Below are 20,215 nucleotides of genomic sequence, written 5' to 3'. Positions count from 1 at the left end.
GCCGGGGTCACGTCTGTGCTGCTAGGGGAGCGACGTGAACCCTCCCCAGCCCCATCCGACCTGGCTCCGGGAGAGCCATCCTGATGTTCCGTTGCCGGGGTACAGGAAGAGGTTGCCACCGGAGTCGCGTGCAAGAACATCGTTCTTGCCGTCTCCGTTGAAGTCGCCGGGGCCCAGGATCGCAGTCATCCCGCCCCAGCCGCTTCCCACCTGGACCCTGCTCAGCCAACCGCCTGCACCGTTGCCTGGATAGAGCCATAGGATTCCCGACGTGTCCCTGGCCAGGACATCAGTCCTGGTGTCGCCGTTGAAATCGCCGGTACTCAGGATGGCCGTCATGGAGTTCCAGCCGGTGCCAATCTGGGCGCTGGATGCAAAGCCACCAGTACCGGTTCCGCGGTAGAGCCATAGGACACCAGCCGAATCCCGCGCCAACACATCGGCCTTGCCATCGCCACTGAAGTCCCCTGGCGCGAGGATGAGCGTCATGCCCGCCCAAGCCGTGCCGGCCTGTACCCTGGGCTGGAGCCCGCCGGTCCCGTTTCCGGGATAGAGCCAGAGGACGCCATTGGTATCGCGTGCCAGGACGTCGCTTCGTCCATCACCGTTGAAGTCCTTGGTGGGAACGATCGCGTTCAGCGTGTTCCAACCAGTTCCCATCGAACGTTGCGCCAGCCAACCACCACTGCCATTACCCGGGTAAAGCCATAGCGTGCCGCCATTGTCCCGTGCCACGACATCGTTCTTTGCGTCACCGGTGTAGTCCTTCCATGTGTTGGCCGGTGGTGCCGTCACGGTGTAGGCCTGGCTGATGATTGCCGAACTGTTGTTGGACGGATCCACTGCGAAGTACTTCAGGGTCATCGCGGCTGTCAGCGTGATGGCTGTGGAGTACTTGTTGGCAGTTGTGGCAGTCGGAGTGGTGCCGTTGGTTGTGAAGTATATGCTCGATCCCGCTTCATTCACAGTGAGGGTGATCTGCTGGTTCACCGGGTAACTGCCGCCGGGTGGAGTCGCGGTGACCACCGGTGGGGTGGTGTCCAAGACCGTGTAGGCGTTGGTGGTGACTGCAGAAGAATTTCCATATGCGTCCACAGCAAGGGCCTTGACGGTGGTGTTTGCTGTGAGCGCAAAGGGGCTCGAGTATGCTTTCGTGCTTCCTGTAACTGCGGTAGCGGGCGTCGTGCCATCCGTTGTGTAGAGGATGCTTCCAGGTTCGCTGGAAGTCATGGTGACAAGCTGGCCAGAAGCGTATGCTCCGGCGGCGGGCGTAACCGTCAGAACCGGGGCAGTGTTGTCAAGGACGTACGTCTGCGTCGCTACCGTTGATGAGTTGCCCGCTGTGTCGCGTGCGAAGTACTTCAACGTCATTGAGGACGTCAACGGTATCGGTGCGGAGTAGACAGGACTGGACGTTGTAGGCGTCGTGCCGTCTGTGGTCACGTAGATGGTGGCTGCTTCGTTCGCCGTGAGGCTTATGGTCTTGTTTGCCCCGTACGTTCCTCCGACGGGATCGACAGAGACCACAGGTGGCGTGGTGTCCGCAGCGAAGACAGTGACATTCCTGGTTGCTGTGGAAGTGTTTCCTGCATTGTCCCGCGCTTCCACGACGAATGTGAAAGTGCCACCGGGTACGTTGGTGTACGACTTTGGCGATGTGCACGCCGTGAAGGCGTTTGCGCCCAGCTTGCACCTGAATCCGGCAACATCCGTGGACGTCGAGGCAAAGACGAACGACGGCGAGGTGCCGACTGTTGCGCCTTCTGCAGGAGAACTGATGGACACCTGTGGTGCGGTCAAATCCGTGGTGACACTCACCGATGCCACAGTGCTGATATTGCCTGCCATGTCTGTCGCCCGAACCCGAAGGACGTGCTGGCCCTCGGTGCTGAGGTTGAAGACGTACCCGTTACTGCAGGCTGTGAAAGTCGTCGTGGAATCGACCGAGCAGGACAGGACAGTGCCCGTCTCCGAGGTCACGCCAAGGACGGGCGCACCATTGACCGTTGCTCCAGCCGCGGGTGAGGTGATCACGGGAGCGGCGGGCGCGGTCAGATCAACCGTGAATGCCCGGGACACGGGAAGCCCTGACGGTGCCGCACGAACGGAGAATGTGTAGGCACCGTTGGTCAGAGCGGTGGCAGGCGTAAACGTGCCACCCGTGCACACTTGCCAGACCGGTGTTGCAGTGCTCAATTGGAGACTGCATTCAAGGGCGCCGCCCGGAGGCGTTGAGGCCACTGTGAAAGTAGGAGTGGAGTCGTTGGTGAAGGCCGGGTTGGCTGCCTGGGTTCCGTCTGCCGCCGTCGGGCCGCTCACGATTGAAGGTACGACTCCACCGAGGGTGAGCAATCGTCCCTGCTGGGTTGGCTTGGCAGGATCCAGCTGACCCGGGTCTTCCATGAGCAGGAGCTTGCCGTTGCGCATTGACAGACCACCAATTTTGCTGAAACCGAGGGCCCATTGGTTGTCGACGGCGTTGGTAGCCAGGTCAATACGCGAAACTGTGTCCTTGCCGGCGTCGGCAGTAGTGGTTCCAATACCCGTTCCCGTGTACAGGACCTTTGGTGCCTCCCGGTCGTAGTAGATGGCCGTCGGCTTGCCGACGTTGTAGACCGGCGCTGGTACGAAGTTCGTCAGCTCCGCGTCCTCGGGTGCCGTGAACATGGTCAGTCCTGACGTTTCAGCGACGTAAACCACGACTCTGCCCGCGCTGTTGCGGTACGTGGCAGCAAGGCCCAAGGAGCTTGAGCCAACCGAGGCGATGGATTCGATGCTCGGATGCAGGGCCGTTGGATCCGCGATCTTCACAATCGAGCGGGCATTGCCAAACGACAAATAGATGTTGCCATCGGGGCCGTCACTGACGGCATTCGGACGGAGGTCTCCGTCGAAAATGGTCAGTTGGCTGTCATAGTCGAAGATGCCTGTGCCGGGCTTCCAAACCGCGCGGACTACCTCGGAACTTCCGACGGCGGCATCCGGAATGAACGCGATTTCGTCGCCCGAGCCGCGATTGGCGGGAGACGGATCAATCATGGCAGGAGCTCCGGCCAACGCGGGCCCCTTTTTATGGCCAGTCAGGGTGCCCCCGAGGCAGGTAGCTGATTCGAGGCCGCCTGGTGTAGCGCCCGCAGCTTCGGTCACCCGGCAGAATCCGGCACGCGCGTCCGAGACCCAGATCCTTCCGGCCGGGTCCACCACCGAACCAGCGGCCTTTGTGAGTCCCACGGCGATGGTTTGGCGGGCTTGGTCCGCGTTGGCGGGCCCTGCTGTGAATACACCTGTGAGCGCTGCCGAAGCCAGGCAAGCCGAAGCGATCAATGCGGTGAGTTTATGGCGATGCCATCGGCCAACTATCCCGCTGAGCGCGGAGGGATGGGAGTTTCCATGAGATGTTCTGGAGCTACCGGCGAACGCAAGACACGCCAAACCAAGCTGAAGAACACTGCGATTGCGCGTGTCCACCGAGGGATCCCCACTTCATTCGGATGCTCCCCAGCTCCGCATGCATTGGTTATTCGCCCCACGCCGTTTCCGGCTGCGTCTACGTACATCTTCCCCCAATTTTCACATTTGTCACTAGGTACTTTTTGATGTGGGACGTTTTTTCTTCACCGTCGCCTTTCCCGACGTCTCGACCGCACATGCCTTGACCGCAAATACACTGCCCCGCACGATTGAGGTGGAGGTCAGAATGCGCAGACTGTTTCCGATGGTGGTGCCGCTGGTGATGCTGTTGGTCGCCTGTACTCCATCGCCCCAACCACCCCCGGGAACTGGTACGTCGTCTACAACAACAGCCACCGCAACCACCAGCGCGACGGCGGAGCCCAGCCAGTCGCCGTCGACGGTTCCCAGTAGTGGCACCACAGGTGACGGCGAGCCCTTGGGCGACGGTGATGAACCTGGCCGCTACGCCTATCGATGCACGAGCCTTGACGCCTCCCCGGAAGTCCAGTTGTCGAGTCTCGCCGAGGTCTGGGCTGCCACCAACTACACGCGGATGGGCTCCTGCGAAGTTACTTACACAGGACCGCAGCCATTCGAGCCAACTCCCCGGGAGGCAGAAGCAATTTCGACGGCGGCACCCCAGGGAGCGGGCGACGATGACGGACTTGCAGTGATGTTGGACGTCCTCCGCCTCTGTACGCGGGTCAGTGATGAAAGCGGGCCGGGCGGTTTTGAGGAAGCCGGGCACGGGACGTTGCTTGCAGCGGCCTCACTCTGCCCGGACGCGCCGCAGGGCAAAATCATCGCAGCGTGGGCCGATGGCACACGGATGGCTGATGGCAGCCACGCTGTTGGAGATTCGGTGCAACCCGGCAAATATCAAGTCGTCAAGCAAGGCCCGTCCGCAGCAGATTGCAGGTGGTCCGTAACGGACGCGCGCGGTGCCATTGCCGCCGAGGGAGGACCTCCAGCAGCGGGCGAAGGCGTCGATCTTGCTGCCGGCCAAAACTTTACTAGTGACAAATGCGGAATTTGGGGGAAGATGTACTAAGACGCAGCCGGAGACGGCTTGGGGCGAATAACCAATGCATGCGGAGCTGGGGAGCATCCGAATGAAGTGGGGATCCCTCGGTGGACATGCGCAGGCGCAGTGTTCTTCAGTTCGGCGTGGCAGCTATTGCCTTGGCCGGTTGCTCAGGAACCAATGTAGATACTTCCCAACCAGCCGCACTTGATATGGCGCCTGTGATCGCGAACGACGACAAAATCCGCCGGGAACGTCCGGAACCCCTGACCCGCTACCAGTTCACGTGTACGGCGGCCGATGGCAGCCTCATAGGCAAGTTCTCGAGCCTGGACGAAGTCTGGGCATCCACCCGGTATATGCACGTCACTGACTGCCAGGTCGACTATGTCGGAAAAGGGCCACATATCCTGACTGCGGAGGAGACAGCCGCAGTCAATGCCGCCCTTGCAGCGGGTGCCGCTCCCGGGGATGCCTCTGCTCTCTGTCTGCGCATCATCAAAGCCTGTACCCGGACCAACCCCAGGACACTCGCAGCCTCGCTGGGCGCATATGGGGTTCCTGTTGTGAAAGGTGCCCTGACGCTTGCGCCGCTGGCGCCGCAGGCGGCTGTGCTCACCAAGTGGCTTAAGTCGGAAGTGCCCGGATAGCCGCATAGTCGCCTGGTGCGCAATCAACTTGAAAGTAAAAGGCGCGGACCCCTTGGGGGCCGCGCCTTTATGGTGTCAGTCGCTTCAGGCAAGCAAAGTATTCATCGCATTGATAAGGGTCGTTTCCACGCCATTCGTACCGGCCTTGAAATGGGCAAGGTGCCCATAGACGGTCATTGAACCACCAGCAATTCCCGGGTAATCCGGCTCCCAGCCACCCTCATAGCTGCCGAGTGGCATGTTGGGCGGAAAAAATTCATTGCTTGGTATGTAGCAGCAGGATTCATTGGCATATCCGCCGACGATGATGCCATTGGTTCCGCCGTTGCGATTCCGGAAATACGCCCCATATCCACTGACGAGCTCGCCGCCGATCATGGCGATCTTCAGCTGGGGGCTTCCGTTGAACTTCCACACTTGGAACGGGGAGGGCACGGCGGTCTTGTAGCTATTGCTGTCGATGCGTCCGATCATTACCTGCGCGTGACGCTGGTACCACTGCGGCTGGCCATCGGGGTTCCCCAAACGGGCCACATAGGCGGCACGCACGGCGGCCAGGTTGCTGGCGGTTGCTGTGATGTCCAATGGAAGCTGCACCTCCTGGTACCGCGTCACCATCGGGCCGCTGAGTGCCCGGCCGGCCGACTGCATGTTTGAATTGACCGTGGCGCCGAGGGCGTCTCCATGCTGGTCCCTGAGCTCCCAGCTCCGGACTCCGCCCGGGTCCTGGTCCCCGGCGGGTCCCTGCACAAACATGGCAAAACAATTCGGGTTACGGTTCTCGATGTAATTGCAGGCACCTGCTGCGAAATCTCCGTCAAACAGCGTGCGCAAACCTGCACTGATGGGGTGGCAGCCGTAGCTGAAAATCACAGCTGCAGGTGTGCCGTTGCCGCGCCTGGCCACGAGAATGGGAACGGCCGTTTCTGTATAGGGAAGCCCCACCCTATTCCCGGAAAAATTCTGGGTTGAGACTTTGTAGTCGAAGGTCACCGCAATTTGGTCGGCATCCAGGGCTTCCTGGGCAAGATTCACGACAACGTCTTCCAGGTCGTCACTGTATGAGCGGATCAAACCCAAATCTGCCAGTCCATAGGCCATGAAGGGATGCAAAGTGTCGATCAGTGCGGGACCGTTATGCGTGTGAGTCGCTTGGATCAGGATGTCGCTGCTGGACCAACCCGCGAGTTGAATGATCCTGTCGCGGATCCGTTGATGCATGGCCCGAGGCAGCGCCAGAACGTCCAACGAGATGATGATGTGGGGATGCGTGTCTTCCCAGATGAGGATTGCCCGGGCATAGAGGGGCTCGAACGGCGAACTGCTGGTGGCCTCGCGTCCGCCATCGGTGGTGCCATATCCGGCCATATACGGATTGGTGCTCAGCGAAGGCGTAATGTCAGCGCTTGCAGTTCCAACTCGAAACGCCATAAAAGATCACTCCTTGATTGTGCGCAATGGGTGATCCTTGCCTGCCCCCAAACAAAGTCCATATCCCGAAAGCGCTGAACAGCCAATACGTGAGACCACCTTCATTAGACCATGTGATCCAGCAATTTAGGCCGCTCCCAGGCGATATTTATCGCCGTCGGAACCCCGCAGTCCGCCGGGAACAACGGAGGGCCCGTTCGTGGAAGATTTCCACGAAAGGGCCCCCGGAAGTGGACTTTCTGCGTACTATTTTGCCGCTGGTGCCAGAATCGTCAAGGAATTCCAGCCTGTGCCGATCCGTGTTGGTGTTCCCCACGTACTGTTCGAACCCACAGGGTAGTACCGCAGCTCGCCTATGGTGGTCCGGGCGATGACACCGCTGGAGCCGGCTCCGGCAAATCCGCGGATGGCACCGAAACCAGTGATGACGTTCCAGCCTGTTCCGACCACCGCTGCAGCTTCCTGCACGAAATTGCCGGTGCCGTTGGAACGGTACAGTTTCAGATCGCCAGCTGCGTTTTTCGCCAGGAGATCGGCATTGGAGTCTTTGTCAAAGTCCATTTGAACTATGTCCAAGCCAGTCCAACCGACTCCGATGGCGATACCGGTGGACACCGTCTTTCCGGTGGGGTTGCTGAAGTAGTACAGGCGACCCGTGGAGTCGTACCCTACGATTCCGGGATGTGCATCGGCCTTTTTCCATGTCCCAACGCTGAGCGTCCAGTCCTTCCAGCTACTGCCGAGAGCGATGGGAGCCCCAAAACCGCTGCCTGTCCTGCCCGGGTAGACGTTTAGCCGGCCGTCTGACCACTGCGCCACGATGTCCAGGGCGCCGTCTCCGTTCCAATCCGTGACGAACCCGGCCTTCAGGCCGGCCCACCCTGTTCCGATGAGGTCCTCCGGCAGAAGCGCAGTGGTACCAGTGCCGGGATAGCGGTAGAGGTTGGCATCGGTACGGACCGCGACCACATCCTCCTGGTCGATGCCCAGTGTTGTCTCAACATCCAGTGGAGCGTCGCTGATCCGGACCGCGTCATCCCAGCCCAGTCCGATGAGGCTCCGGTCGCCCCACGAACCCGCGACGGCCGGGTAATAGTAGAGGTCACCATTGGCGGTGCGGGCATGGAGTCCCTGGGAGCCGGCGCCGCTGAAGCCGATCGCTGAACTGACCGACGTCATGCCATTCCATCCGGAACCGATCACCTGGGCGGCCTGGTTGAGGAAGCTGCCCAAGCCATTCGAACGATACAGGCGAAGGGTGCCGTCAGAGGTGCGCGTGACGACGTCCTGACTACCGTCGCCATCGAAGTCGATCTGGTTCAACTGGTGGCCGCTGAAGCCTGTCCCAATTAAGGCGCCACCCCCAAGCGCTCCACCTCCTGTGTTGGGGTACCGGTACAGATTGCCCAGATAGTCCTGTCCAATTACGCCCGGATAGGCATCTTTGGAGTTCCACCAACCCACTGTCAGGGACATCTCCTGCCAGCCGGAGCCGACTTGGATGGGAGCATAGAAGCTGCCGCCGGGAGCACCCCGGAAGACTTTCAATGTTCCGTCGGACCACTGGGAAAGGATGTCCTGGACGCCGTCCTGGTTCCAGTCGACGACGTACAGCGATTTTGCGCCGGTCCACCCCGAACCGATGGCAAATGGACCAGTTATCCGGCCACTTCCATCGGCCGGAAATACATCGAGCCTGCCGGTTGAGCTTGTAGCCAGGAGATCGGCACCGGACTTGATGGATGGGTTGGAGGGGGCTGAGGCGCCGCGGGCGAACGTTCTCAGCTGATCGTAGCTGCCGTTGAAGATGTTGGAATCACCTTCGAACGGCCCGGTGCTGCTGTACTGCCACATGGTGTAGTTGCCCCAGCTGGCGGGCAAGGATCCAGGAGAGTTCGTGGGGTTGTTCCAGTACGAGGCGATCCAGAGCGGGTAACTCCCGAACGTAGAGTTTCCTACACACGTATTCCACCAGTCAGTCGTGCTGTAAATGACGGGAAAGCGCCCCGTGAGGGCTTTGACTGTATTGCCGAAATCGGCAGCCCACTGGCCAAGCTGTGCTTTGGACATGTTGTAGCACGTGTTGCCGAAGTAGAAGCCATTGATGGTCCGTCCGGCGTAGGGGTTGTATTCGATGTCCAGGACAGGAGGAAGTGTGTAACCGTCCGCTGTCCATCCGCCGCCATTTGCCACGAAGTATCTCGCTTGGTCCGCACCCGAAGACCAGTTGGGGATGGCGAAATGATAGGCGCCGCGAACCATGCCGGCGTTGCGGGAGCCGTTGTATTGCTGTGCATAGTTTTCGTTCAGGTAATAGTTGCCCTCGGAGGCCTTTACGTAAGCCCAGCGGGATCCTTCGTTCCATTGGCTCTGCCAGTCGACGTTGCCCTGGTGCGCGCTGACGTCCTGTCCTTGGATACCGATGGTTGGCCTCCAGTGACCTGGATCGGCGTCCATCGGCACCACCTGTCCCACTGTGCGTGCGCCGGCAGGCCCGGAATTTCCGTTGCCTTGCTTTGCCGCCATGACCCTGGGGGAGCGCTGCCCCATTTCTGCCCCGCCAGCCGGAATTGCGGCGCGCATTGCCGCCTTCATGGTCTCGGCGTCCGGAGCATTGCCAGGCATTGCTTTGGCGGTTGGCAGCGCAGCTGGATCGTCCACAGCGGGGCCCACGGCCGGCTGTGGAGCAACAGCAGGTGAAGGTTCGACGGCGCTGGGCGTCTGCGGCTGGTTGGTCACCGTCGGGGCGCTGTTCGAGGGGCCCCCGGAACCGGATGGAACGAGCGAGCCCGCTGCGGGCGGCGTCTGCGCAGCGATGGGCGCGGGAGCAGGGCGCGGGCCGGAGTCCTCCGCCCATGCAGGAATGCCGGGAAAAGTCCCCGCAAGGACGACCAGGCAAATGGCGATTCCAGTCCTTGCAAACGGCATGCGGCGGACCGACTCTACGGGGGTTCTTGTCATATCCAATTCCGGCCCTGTGCCGCGGCTCAGCGGCGCATGGTGTGGCTTGCTGACAAGCTCCGGGGCGGGCGCCTGCGCATGGGACCAAAGGCCAGCTCCTAACGGGCTTTACCCTAACATTCCGAAACTGGAGTGACTAGTGGTACAGGCGATACTGAAGGGACTCTTGTTCCAATAGTTATCCACAACCGCCTAAGCAGGACTTGGCGCCTGGGAGTGGCTCCCATAGCGTAGGTCATTCGAGATACGCCTCTCGGATACGGACGCGAAGGTTTTGGGGGAAATATGGAGGCCGTTGGGATTGTAGAGGGTGAGGTCCGCGAACTTATCAGACGCCGCGGCTTGGACCCCTTCGAACAAACCGCGGAAGTCCGACGCCTGGTTGAGGACGCGGTCAACGATTATGACGAAAGGGCTCTCCTTGGACCGCTTCCGCCATTGGGACGTCTGGACACCGCCCGCAGGCACGTCTTTGACGCCGTAGCGGGATTTGGTCCGTTGCAGCCCTTCCTGGATGATCCTGGAATTGAGGAAATCTGGATCAACGCGCCGCACGAAATCTATGTCGCGCGTAATGGAGAGTCCGAGCTGACGGGAATCACCCTGACCGGGCAGCAAATCCGGGACCTCGTCGAACGGATGCTCAAGAGTTCGGGGCGGCGGCTGGACCTGTCGTCGCCGTTCGTGGATGCGGCCCTGCCGGACGGGTCACGGTTGCATGTCGCCATTCCTGACGTGACCAGGAAGCACTGGGCTGTCAACATCAGAAAGTTCATCGCCAGGGCGAACCGGCTTGAACATCTCGTCGAGTTGGGAAGCCTCACACCCCAATCTGCCAGGTTCCTTGGTGCAGCCGTTGCAAGCGGACTCAACATCCTCGTCTCCGGTGCCACCCAGGCAGGGAAGACCACCATGTTGAACTGCCTTTCAGCAAGCATTGGCTCACGTGAGCGCGTTGTAACCGTTGAAGAGATCTTTGAATTGCAGCTCCCTCTGCGTGACGTCGTGGGTCTCCAATGCAGGCAACCGAACCTGGAAGGTCACGGAGAAATTCCACTGCGAAGGCTCGTTAAGGAAGCCCTTCGCATGAGGCCTGACCGCCTGGTGGTTGGCGAAGTCCGCGAAGCCGAAAGCCTGGACATGCTGATCGCGTTGAATTCCGGCCTTCCCGGCATGTGCACGGTCCATGCAAATTCGGCCCATGACGCCGTCACCAAGATTTGCACCCTGCCTCTACTGGCAGGGGCGAACATTTCCAGCGCGTTCGTCCTGCCCACAGTTGCCTCGTGCATTGACCTGGTGGTGCATTGTGCCCGGCAGGCCAATGGGCACAGGCAGGTCACCGAAATCCTGTCGTTGGGACGCCGTGTGGAAAACGGGGTCATCGAATCCTCGGTGGTGTTCCGCATGCTTGAAGGGCAGTTGCGGCCCAAAGCCAACTCCATGCCGGCGGTCGAAAAGTTTGCCGTGGCTGGTTTCGATGTGGCCGCGCTGCTGGAGCTGAACTGATGGCCCCGCTATTGGGGATCCTTTGCGGCGGTGGAGCCTTACTTATCTGGTGGTCCACCTGGGAGCATCCGCCAGAGGCCCGGGCCAGGGAACCCCGTCCACGACGGCTGGAACTTCTCTTGCTCTCGGCAGGCATAGAAAAGGTCACTAGTGCCGGCCTCCTTCTCAGTTGCGCTGGATGCGGAGTCATCGCCATGCTCCTGTTCTTCGTTGTGACGGCGTCATTGCCCGTCTGCCTTTGTTTCGGAATCTTTGGCGCATGGATCCCTTTTGGACTCGTGCGTCGGCGGGCGCGGAAACGCCGTGCCACCCTGCGCCAGCTGTGGCCCGATGTTGTTGACCATCTCCGATCCGCCATTCGCGCCGGACTGGCTTTGCCGGAGGCCTTGATCCAGCTTGGACACAACGGGCCGGACGAACTGCGGAGCCTGTTCCTGGATTTTGGTGCCGACTATAGGTCGGGCGGGCAGTTCGATGCGGCGGTAAACAAACTCAAGGACCGCCTGGCAGATCCGGTGGCTGACCGGATCATCGAGGCACTTCGCATGACCCGTGAAGTGGGCGGCTCCGACCTCGGGCGCATGTTGGGTACGTTGGCCGGATTTCTTCGGGAAAGCGCCCGGACGCGCAGCGAACTCGAGGCCAGGCAATCGTGGACGGTCAATGGTGCCAGGCTAGCTGTCGCAGCGCCTTGGATAGTCTTGGTGGTCATGGCCGGGAGACCTGAAGCCATGCTTGCCTACAACTCCGGAATCGGGGCTGTTGTGCTGCTCGGCGGTCTTCTTGTCTCGGTTTTGTGTTACACAGTCATGCTGCGCATTGGGGCATTACCCGAAGATGAGCGGGTCCTGCGATGAGCACCTCCACTGCCACCGCCACACTCCTCGGACTACTCCTGGGCGCAGGGACATGGTTGATCCTGGTGCGGCTTCCATTCATGCGTGGCCGGACATTCGCAGAGCGCATCCACCCGCAGCTTAAGTTGCAGAACCTGGAGTCGCGCCTTCTTCGGGCGCCTACGCATAATCTGACACCCTTTGGACCATTGGAACGCATTCTCCGCCCCGTTATCCAGGACGGAATTGGCTACTTGTCCCGCTTTAACAGTGGCGGCCCAGCTTTGCGAAAGAGACTCGCTCGAGCCGGGTCCGCGAAAAGCGTGTTGGATTTCCGGGCGGAGCAACTGGTGTGGGCTTCAGGCGGCTTCCTGCTTGCCGTGATCGGCGTAGGGCTGGGTGCTGCCTCCGGACGATTCAGCCCGCTTCCCTCCTTGGTGTCGGTAATCGGGGCTGCCTTTTGTGGATACGTTCTCCGCGATTTCGTGCTCGGCCAAAAGATCAAGCGCCGCGAATCGGTGATCCTCGCGGAATTTCCCAGCCTTGGCGAACTCATGGCACTGGCAGTCGCCGCCGGAGAGAGCGCAGTTGGTGCGATGGACAGGATCTCCCGTACCTCCACCGGCGAGCTCGCCAAGGAATTCAGTGCGGTTCTGGCCGATACGAGATCGGGAAAGTCACTGGTACAAGCACTCCAGGCGTTCTCTTCCCGAACAGAACTGCCGCCCCTCGTCCGATTCGTTGACGGATTAGTGGTGGCCGTGGAGCGGGGGACTCCTTTGGCCGATGTACTTCGGGCACAAGCTGCCGATGTCCGCGACGCTGCGAAGCGGGAATTGATGGAATCAGCCGGTCGAAAAGAAATCGGCATGATGGTGCCTCTGGTATTCGGAGTCCTTCCACTAACGGTCATTTTCGCAGCGTTTCCGGCACTTGCCGCCTTGCAGTTGAGCCTTTGACGGGACAACGCGGGCGCCTTGACCAACTAGTTCCATCCACTTATCGCTCATTGCCAGCAATACCAACACACATTGGGGAAAAATCATGAAGAAGTATGGACGATCGTTTTCTGCCGGTAACACGACGAGTTGGCCCTTTTTCTCGTGGACCGTCGCTGTGATGGCGCGTAATGCGGCGTCAGGGCTGGAACACCGTGAGCGCGGGGACGTTCCCGGGTGGGTGATGATCACATTAATGTCCGCAATATTGGTCGCGGGGCTCCTGGCGATTGCATCGCCAGCATTGGCCGACCTCTTCACGCAGGCCATGGCCAAGGTGGGCAGCTAGGAGATGGGGCAGGCGTGTTCCCCCAGGCACCTTCACGCGCTCTGCCTGCCCTGCACATTACGACGTGCCTGTGCACCTAAAAGTGCGGAACGAGGTTCCGCCGTTATCGATTTCGTGATGATTGCTGCCCTGTTGACGTTGCTGTTCATGGCGATCATTCAACTCACGCTCGTCCTTCATGTCCGAAACACGATTATTGATGCCGCCGCGTCCGGAGCGCGATATGGAACCCTTGCGGATCGAACGGCAACGGATGCCCAGGCGAGGACGTCCGAACTGATCGAGACGGCGCTTAATGGAGATTTCGCGGCTGATGTGACCACCGCTGAAAGGAATCTGGATGGAATCCGGGCATTGGAAGTGACCGTGAGGGCGCCTATGCCAGTCGTGGGGCTTATCGGACCGCGTGGAGTCATGGAGGTTACCGGACATGCTGCCCTTCCAAACTGATGTCCCGGCTGCGGTTCCGTTTCCTGCTTCTGAAGGGAATCGTTGCAGGCACCGGCTGAACAAGGCTTGGCAGTTGGCGTTCGGACCATATCAAGAGATATCTACGGCGGGTACCGACGTCGAAAGGCAACGTGGCAGTGCCATCGTGGAGTTTACGTTCCTGGCACTGCTGCTCATGGTCCCGGTTGTCTATTTCCTGGTAACCGTGGGCCAGATCCAAGGCGGATCCTTCGCAGTGGTGGGTGCGGCGGATCAGGCGGCCAAGGTCTTTGTTTCCCAAACTGAACCCGCCCTCGCGAGGGCCAGCGCAGAACAGAGCGTCCTCGTGGCGTTGAAGGACTACGGCTACCCGGCGCAAGCCGCCAAAATGGAGATCACGTGCGACCAGGCAGACTGCCTTTCGGCAGGTGCGGCAGTGACAGTTTGGGTTCGACTGACTGTCCCTTTGCCCATGGTTCCGTTTGGCGACTCGCTCCATCTGGACGCTGCCGTGCTCAATGCCTCTGCCACGCAAGTCGTGGGCCGCTTTAAGTGAATCGTCAACGCGAAGAGCGGCCATAAAGATGGCGATGGGGCGGATATCGTGCAAAGAGGAAGAGGGCCAGATGACCGTGCTGATCGTGGGGTTCGTACTTCTGGCACTCCTGTTGGCCGCTGCGGTGATGGCTACTTCGGCGATTTACCTGGAGCACAAAAAACTTCTGTCCTTGGCTGATGGCGCAGCACTTGCTGCTGCAGACTCCTACGTGGTGGGTGACATCGAAGGAAGCATCGCGCCCTCGGCCCCGCTCGTGGACGAGCGGGTGCTGGGCGCGGTTAGTAAGTACCTGGGAGACAGCGAAGCCTTCTCCATGCACGATCACTTGGAAGTTTCTCCTGAAACCGGCAGTTCACCCGGTGGTACAGCGGTGGTGGTCTTAAAAGCCATCGCCCATCCGCCCTTGGTCACCTTCCTGCTGCCTGAGGGAATCCCCGTTGAAGCAAGATCAAGTGCCAGATCCCGGCTGACCCAATAGCGACATGACGCAATCATAGGGACGTAATGACGGGACCCAGTCGGGGGAGTGCGGCTGATAGCGTACGCTGGAAAGACCATGGCTGAGATTGATTTTCCCGCAGAAATCCGCGCGCTTCGCGCCACTTACAGTTCCATCGAGAACGTCACCGATGTTGATGCCTTGAAGGCAGAAATCGCCGAATTGAGTGAGCAGGCTGGCGCGCCGGACCTTTGGGATGACCCCGCATCGGCGCAGGTTGTGACGTCGCGCTTGTCCCACCGGCAAGCCGAAGTGGAGCGCCTGTCCAAACTGGCCTCCCGGATAGACGACCTCGAAGTACTGGTGGAGCTCGGCCAGGACGAGGGCGACGAAGCCTCAATGGCCGAGGCCGCCAAAGAGCTTGATTCGATTCGCAAAGCCCTCGCCGAGCTCGAAATCGTCACCCTGTTGTCCGGCGAGTACGACGAACGGGAAGCCGTAGTGACCATCAGGGCAGGAGCAGGTGGTGTTGACGCTGCCGATTTCGCCGAGATGCTGATGCGTATGTACCTGCGGTGGGCGGAGCGTCACGGTTACCCCACTACCGTGATGGACACTTCCTATGCTGAAGAAGCAGGCCTGAAGTCCGCCACGTTCGAAGTCAAGGCGCCGTACGCATTCGGCACCCTGAGTGTCGAGGCGGGCACACACAGACTGGTCCGTATCAGCCCCTTTGACAACCAGGGCCGCCGGCAGACTTCGTTCGCCGCAGTCGAGGTCATCCCGTTGATTGAACAGACCGACTCGATCGAGATTCCGGACAACGAGATCCGCGTAGACGTCTTCAGGTCTTCAGGACCTGGAGGCCAGTCCGTCAATACGACCGACTCCGCCGTTCGCCTGACACACATTCCCACGGGCATCGTAGTGTCAATGCAAAATGAGAAGTCGCAGCTTCAAAACCGGGCAGCTGCCTTGCGTGTGCTCCAGTCGCGGTTGCTGCTTGTTAAGAAGGAACAGCAGGACGCCGAAAAGAAAGCCTTGGCCGGCGATGTCAAGGCGTCCTGGGGAGACCAGATGCGTTCCTATGTTCTCAATCCGTACCAGATGGTCAAGGATCTGCGCACGGAACACGAAGTAGGCAACACTTCGGCTGTCCTGGACGGCGACATCGATGACTTCATCGACGCCGGTATCCGTTGGCGCACCGGCAACCGTAACGCTGCCAGCTAGGGCCTCAGTCCGCGTACCGGGGCGTCCGATTCCACGACACGCCCCCGAAACCCCCGGAATCCCGGCTGCTGCGTGCGTATAGTCGAGTGGCCGGTGCTCTCACTTCCCCCATCGAAAGCCCGCGCTCCGGCTGTTGGACTGGGCGAGTACGTCATGTCCGGCGGGGTTCTAAAGGGCCATGATCAGATTTGAGAATGTCACCAAGGTCTACGAGCAGAATGCCCGACCGGCGCTCGATTCTGTCAGCCTTGAGATCAACCGTGGTGAATTCACCTTCCTGGTGGGCGCCTCAGGGTCAGGAAAATCCACCTTCCTGAGATTGATCCTCAAGGAAGACAAAGCATCCTCAGGTTCGGTTTACGTTGCCGGCCAGAACGTGGCCAATATTTCGAGCTGGCGGGTGCCCAAGCTTCGCCGGGGCATCGGTGTGGTCTTCCAGGATTTCCGTCTTCTCCCGCAGAAGAATGTCTTCGCGAACGTTGCGTTTGCCATGCAGGTCATCGGCAAAAGCCGCTCCATCATCCGGGAGACGGTTCCTGAGGTATTGAAGACCGTTGGCCTTGAGGGCAAGGAAAAGCGGATGCCCCACGAACTTTCAGGTGGCGAGCAGCAGCGCGTTGCGATTGCCCGCGCCGTCGTCAACCGCCCGGGCATTCTCCTTGCTGACGAACCTACGGGAAACCTTGACCCCATTACGTCCATGGGAATCATGGGAGTCCTGGACAAAATCAACCAGAACGGCACCACTGTGGTCATGGCTACCCACGACGACGACATCGTTAACGAAATGCGCCGCCGCGTGGTGGAACTCAAGAATGGCAAGGTCATCCGCGACGAAGCGAAGGCACTGTACACGTCCATGATTCCGGTTGTCGGTGAATCGCGGCGGCTGAAGGACGCCAGTGGCGAGGAACTAAACCGCGCGCAGGGGGCACAGCTGTGAGGCTCCTTTTCATCCTCGGGGAAATCGGCAGCGGCCTGCGCCGCAACCTGTCCATGGTGATCTCGGTCGTCTTGGTGACCTTTGTTTCCCTGACATTTGTTGGCGCAGCGGGAATGCTCCAGATGCAGATCAACCAGATGAAGGGCTACTGGTACGACAAAGTCCAGGTTGCTGTCTTCCTCTGCAACGATGGCTCGACGGCGGTTGGTTGCGCCTCTGGGCCTGCCACCAAGGAACAGCAGGACAATCTGCAGGCAATGTTGGAGTCTCCGGCAGTCAAGCAGTACATCAACGACTTCCAATTTGAATCCCAAGCCGAGGCCTACAAACACTTCAAGGAGCAGTTCTCCAATTCGCCCATCGTTGATTCTGTATCTGAGGACCAGTTGCCGGCCTCGTTCCGTATCAACATGAAGAACCCCGAGAAGTACCAGATCATCAGCGAAACATTTTCCTCGCAACCCGGCGTTGAGACGGTCAGTGACCAGCGCCAGGTACTGGAGCGGATTTTCTCCTGGATGAACGGCGCTTCTGTGGCCGCCATGGGTGTGGCCGCAGTGATGATCTTCTGCGCGGTGCTTCTGATAACCACGACGATCCGCCTCTCGGCGTTCAGCCGGCGCAGGGAGACGGGGATCATGCGCTTGGTGGGCGCCTCGAAGACAGTCATCCAGTTGCCGTTCATCCTGGAGGGTGTGATCGCCGCTGTTGTCGGCGCCTTGCTGGCTTCCGTGACGCTGTGGCTGATGGCACACTTCTGGCTCAACGGTGATCTGTCCAGGCAATTCCTTAACACTCCCTTCATCTCATCGACGCAGGTCCTGGTGATCGCACCGGTGCTGATTGCGCTCGGCGGTGGCCTGGCCGGGATATCCTCCTTGTTGACCCTCCGGCGTTACTTGAAGGTTTAGTGATGAAGGACGGGCGGCTGCGAATAACTCTGCTGACAAGCGAAAAGGACTCATGATGACCACGTTGGACCAGAACTCGCTGCGTCGGCGCCTTGCGTCCGGACAAGCCAGGATTCTTGGTGGCGTCCTCGCCCTGGGCCTCGCGGTCAGCCTCCTGTCCGGTGTACCTACGGCCCATGCGGACAGCCTGGACGACCAGCAAGCTGCACTCGAGGCCGAATCGGCGCGCGTCCAGGCGTCCCTGGAGTTTGTGGACTCGAAGATCGCCAAGGCCGCGGGCGATCTGGTCATCTACCAAGGTCGACTCCCGGGCGCCCAGCAGGCACTTCTCGAAGCGCAGGGCCGCGTGGCCAGTGCCGTCAAGGAGGTCGAGGCATTGGCGGCCCGGGTGGAGCTCGCCCAACAGAACAAGGCCAAAATCACTGAGCAGCTTGAGAGCGACAAGCAGAAGATCACCGATACCAGGAAACTGATCGGCCAAATCGCCTCACAGGCCTATAAATCCGGTGGCGTGCCCACCAACATCGCCCTGCTCTTCGGATCGAACGAGTCCGGCAGCCTGACAGACTCAATGGACCTCGCTGATCAGGCAATGCGCAGCCAGAACGCAGCAATGACCAAGCTGACGCAACAGAATGCCACCAACGTAAACTCCCAGGCCCGTCTGGCCGCCGTCGAGGCTGAGATCCAGGACCTGAAGGCCAAAGCCGACGCCGCGCTAGAGCGGGAGAAGGCTGCGCGCGACGAGGCTGCCAGCAAGAAAGCCGAAGTCGACAAGCTTATCGAGGACACCACCCGCCTGAATGGGCAACTACAGGCCGCCAAGCCTGGCATTGAAGCCGATCTTGCCCGGGTGAAGGCCGAACAGGATTCTGTTGCAGCCGAAATCGTCGAGAGGGACCGCAAGCTTCGGGAGGCGTGGGAGGCCGAGCAGCGTCGGCTCGCCGCGGAGGCTGCTGCTGCTGCGGCCGCCGCAGCAGCAGCGCAAGGAAGGCCGGCACCTCCCGAGCAACCGTATGTTCCGCCGGTGGGTTCGCCTTCCGCCTTTGGTTTGCGGCACCCCTTCGCCAGCTACGTACCCATCACCTCAGGATTCGGCTGGCGCGCAACTCCGCCCGGAACCATCGATTTCTACGGCACGGGTGGTTACATGCACACCGGCATCGACTTCGGCGCAGCCTGCGGTACTCCTGTTTATGCTGCAGCTGCCGGTACTGTCTTCAACTCTGGTTGGAACTCGGCGGACGGCGGTGGATGGCGCGTGAAGCTGTCCCACGGTGTGGTGCAGGGCAACTCCCTGACGACCATTTACTACCACAACAGCAGCATTGTGGTGGCCAATGGGCAGCAAGTATCGCAGGGACAACTCATTGCGTACTCGGGCAGCACAGGTAACTCGACGGGGTGCCACGCACACTTCGAAACCTGGTTGAACGGCGCCGCAGTGGATCCGATGACCCTCCTCTAGGAGCCGGTCCCTGCATCAGGAGCCAGGGCTTGCGGGCTCTGGCGTACACTAGTTGAAATCCGCATCTAACAAGGAGTTCTACCGTGCCCAAGGAAAGTGGCCGTAAGGTAGTGGCCACCAATCGGAAGGCCCGGCATAACTACCATGTCCTGGATACCTATGAGGCCGGCATTGCGCTGATGGGTACCGAAGTGAAATCCCTCCGTGAAGGCCACGCCTCCATGGTGGACGGCTTTTGTACCTTTTACAACGACGAACTGTGGATGGAGGGCATCCACATCCCTGAGTATCACCAGGGGAGCTGGACCAACCACGCCGCGCGCCGCCGTCGTAAGCTTTTGCTTCACCGTGAAGAACTGGACAAGATCTCCCAGAAGATCCGCGAGTCCGGCTTCACCGTGGTGCCGTTGCAGCTTTACTTCCTGGACGGCCGGGCAAAGGTTGAAATAGCCATAGCACGAGGTAAAAAGGACTACGACAAGCGCCAAACGCTTCGTGAGCAGCAGGATAAGCGTGAATCGTTGCGCGAACTGCGGGAGCGCAACCGCCGCTAGGTTCGGATACCGGTGCCCGCCCTGGGATGGTGTCGCGGGAATGATCTTCCGCGTGAATGCGTTATGATGGATAGTCCGGTAGGGATTTGATCGCCTGATGAATGACTTGCCGGTTTGGTAACAAAATATGGGGATGATCGGTTTCGACGATGTTAGTCGCGACAGGTGAAGCGGGCCGAGGATGCAGAATTATCTCGTAAACGCTGTCTGCAAACCAATAAGTGCCGAATCTAAGCGCACTGACTTCGCTCTCGCTGCCTAAGCAGTAAGACAGTCCGTCAGCCCGGGGTTGCTATCGCCCCGGTTCCTGGCGTCATTTAGATAGCCACTGCTGTTTGCCTTCGTCATTGAGGTAAACGGGACTTTTAGATGACTGGGCCCGGATCAGCCACCTGTTTGCAGGATGGCTGGGGCCGAGAAAATCCGACGCAAACTGCGCCCGGAGAAGCCCTGACAAAACGACATCGGACGGGGGTTCAATTCCCCCCATCTCCACCGGAAAGCCCTCGGATCCTAGTGATCCGGGGG

At 60.1% G+C, this 20,215-nt stretch carries 16 protein-coding genes and 1 other RNA gene; 14 read left to right on the top strand and 3 right to left on the bottom strand.

Going from position 1 to position 20,215, the window contains the following annotated elements:
* Nucleotides 1-21: 21 nt before the first annotated feature.
* Nucleotides 22-3,324, bottom strand: coding sequence for a chitobiase/beta-hexosaminidase C-terminal domain-containing protein (locus tag AC6I99_RS14530; RefSeq protein ID WP_497961185.1), 3,303 nt, complete (start codon nucleotides 3,322-3,324; stop codon nucleotides 22-24).
* A 373-nt stretch (nucleotides 3,325-3,697) separates the two neighbouring features.
* On the opposite strand from AC6I99_RS14530, the gene AC6I99_RS14525 reads away from it, so the two are divergent.
* Nucleotides 3,698-4,504: an Rv1352/Rv1906c domain-containing protein gene (locus AC6I99_RS14525; RefSeq protein ID WP_497961184.1), complete on the top strand. Its 807-nt coding sequence runs from the start codon at nucleotides 3,698-3,700 to the stop codon at nucleotides 4,502-4,504.
* Between the two features lie 86 nt (nucleotides 4,505-4,590).
* Nucleotides 4,591-5,127 (top strand): hypothetical protein, encoded by a 537-nt coding sequence (locus AC6I99_RS14520; protein WP_497961183.1) that lies wholly within the window; start codon nucleotides 4,591-4,593, stop codon nucleotides 5,125-5,127.
* An 84-nt stretch (nucleotides 5,128-5,211) separates the two neighbouring features.
* Here AC6I99_RS14520 and AC6I99_RS14515 read toward each other — a convergent pair whose 3' ends face one another.
* Together AC6I99_RS14515 and AC6I99_RS14510 are read right to left on the bottom strand one after the other, a co-directional pair.
* Nucleotides 5,212-6,558: a hypothetical protein gene (locus AC6I99_RS14515; protein WP_497961182.1), complete on the bottom strand. Its 1,347-nt coding sequence runs from the start codon at nucleotides 6,556-6,558 to the stop codon at nucleotides 5,212-5,214.
* Nucleotides 6,559-6,804: 246 nt separating this feature from the next.
* On the bottom strand, nucleotides 6,805-9,519 hold the full coding sequence (locus AC6I99_RS14510; protein WP_497961181.1) for a GH25 family lysozyme: 2,715 nt from the start codon (nucleotides 9,517-9,519) through the stop codon (nucleotides 6,805-6,807).
* Between the two features lie 285 nt (nucleotides 9,520-9,804).
* On the opposite strand from AC6I99_RS14510, the gene AC6I99_RS14505 reads away from it, so the two are divergent.
* From AC6I99_RS14505 to ssrA, 12 genes are all read left to right on the top strand, one after another.
* A complete protein-coding gene (locus AC6I99_RS14505) occupies nucleotides 9,805-11,028 on the top strand; it encodes a TadA family conjugal transfer-associated ATPase (protein ID WP_497961180.1) in 1,224 nt (407 codons plus the stop codon).
* Nucleotides 11,028-11,885: a type II secretion system F family protein gene (locus AC6I99_RS14500; RefSeq protein WP_497961179.1), complete on the top strand. Its 858-nt coding sequence runs from the start codon at nucleotides 11,028-11,030 to the stop codon at nucleotides 11,883-11,885. Before AC6I99_RS14505 ends, AC6I99_RS14500 begins: the two co-directional genes overlap by 1 nt.
* Nucleotides 11,882-12,823: a type II secretion system F family protein gene (locus AC6I99_RS14495; RefSeq protein WP_497961178.1), complete on the top strand. Its 942-nt coding sequence runs from the start codon at nucleotides 11,882-11,884 to the stop codon at nucleotides 12,821-12,823. Before AC6I99_RS14500 ends, AC6I99_RS14495 begins: the two co-directional genes overlap by 4 nt.
* A gap of 373 nt (nucleotides 12,824-13,196) precedes the next feature.
* Nucleotides 13,197-13,601 carry a TadE family protein gene (locus AC6I99_RS14490; protein ID WP_497961980.1) on the top strand — a complete coding sequence of 135 codons (405 nt, stop codon included), beginning with the start codon at nucleotides 13,197-13,199 and terminating at the stop codon, nucleotides 13,599-13,601.
* 73 nt (nucleotides 13,602-13,674) lie between these two features.
* On the top strand, nucleotides 13,675-14,136 hold the full coding sequence (locus AC6I99_RS14485) for a hypothetical protein (RefSeq protein WP_497961177.1): 462 nt from the start codon (nucleotides 13,675-13,677) through the stop codon (nucleotides 14,134-14,136).
* Nucleotides 14,137-14,206: 70 nt separating this feature from the next.
* Complete coding sequence (locus AC6I99_RS14480) at nucleotides 14,207-14,617, top strand: pilus assembly protein TadG-related protein (RefSeq protein WP_497961176.1); 411 nt, start codon at nucleotides 14,207-14,209, stop codon at nucleotides 14,615-14,617.
* Nucleotides 14,618-14,695: 78 nt separating this feature from the next.
* Nucleotides 14,696-15,811, top strand: coding sequence for a peptide chain release factor 2 (prfB, locus tag AC6I99_RS14475; RefSeq protein WP_224088033.1), 1,116 nt, complete (start codon nucleotides 14,696-14,698; stop codon nucleotides 15,809-15,811).
* Nucleotides 15,812-15,989: 178 nt separating this feature from the next.
* A complete protein-coding gene (gene ftsE / locus AC6I99_RS14470) occupies nucleotides 15,990-16,754 on the top strand; it encodes a cell division ATP-binding protein FtsE (RefSeq protein ID WP_216924001.1) in 765 nt (254 codons plus the stop codon).
* Nucleotides 16,751-17,665, top strand: a complete 915-nt coding sequence (gene ftsX / locus AC6I99_RS14465) for a permease-like cell division protein FtsX (protein ID WP_224164730.1) — start codon at nucleotides 16,751-16,753, stop codon at nucleotides 17,663-17,665. Before ftsE ends, ftsX begins: the two co-directional genes overlap by 4 nt.
* A gap of 55 nt (nucleotides 17,666-17,720) precedes the next feature.
* Nucleotides 17,721-19,133, top strand: a complete 1,413-nt coding sequence (locus AC6I99_RS14460) for a peptidoglycan DD-metalloendopeptidase family protein (RefSeq protein WP_309929134.1) — start codon at nucleotides 17,721-17,723, stop codon at nucleotides 19,131-19,133.
* A gap of 83 nt (nucleotides 19,134-19,216) precedes the next feature.
* Nucleotides 19,217-19,687 carry an SsrA-binding protein SmpB gene (gene smpB, locus AC6I99_RS14455; protein WP_026540087.1) on the top strand — a complete coding sequence of 157 codons (471 nt, stop codon included), beginning with the start codon at nucleotides 19,217-19,219 and terminating at the stop codon, nucleotides 19,685-19,687.
* 129 nt (nucleotides 19,688-19,816) lie between these two features.
* Nucleotides 19,817-20,185, top strand: a transfer-messenger RNA (tmRNA) gene (gene ssrA, locus AC6I99_RS14450).
* Nucleotides 20,186-20,215: the final 30 nt, after the last annotated feature.

The organism is Arthrobacter sp. TmtSoilC77 (genome assembly GCF_059739415.1).
This window is presented reverse-complemented; position numbering and strand designations above follow the sequence as displayed.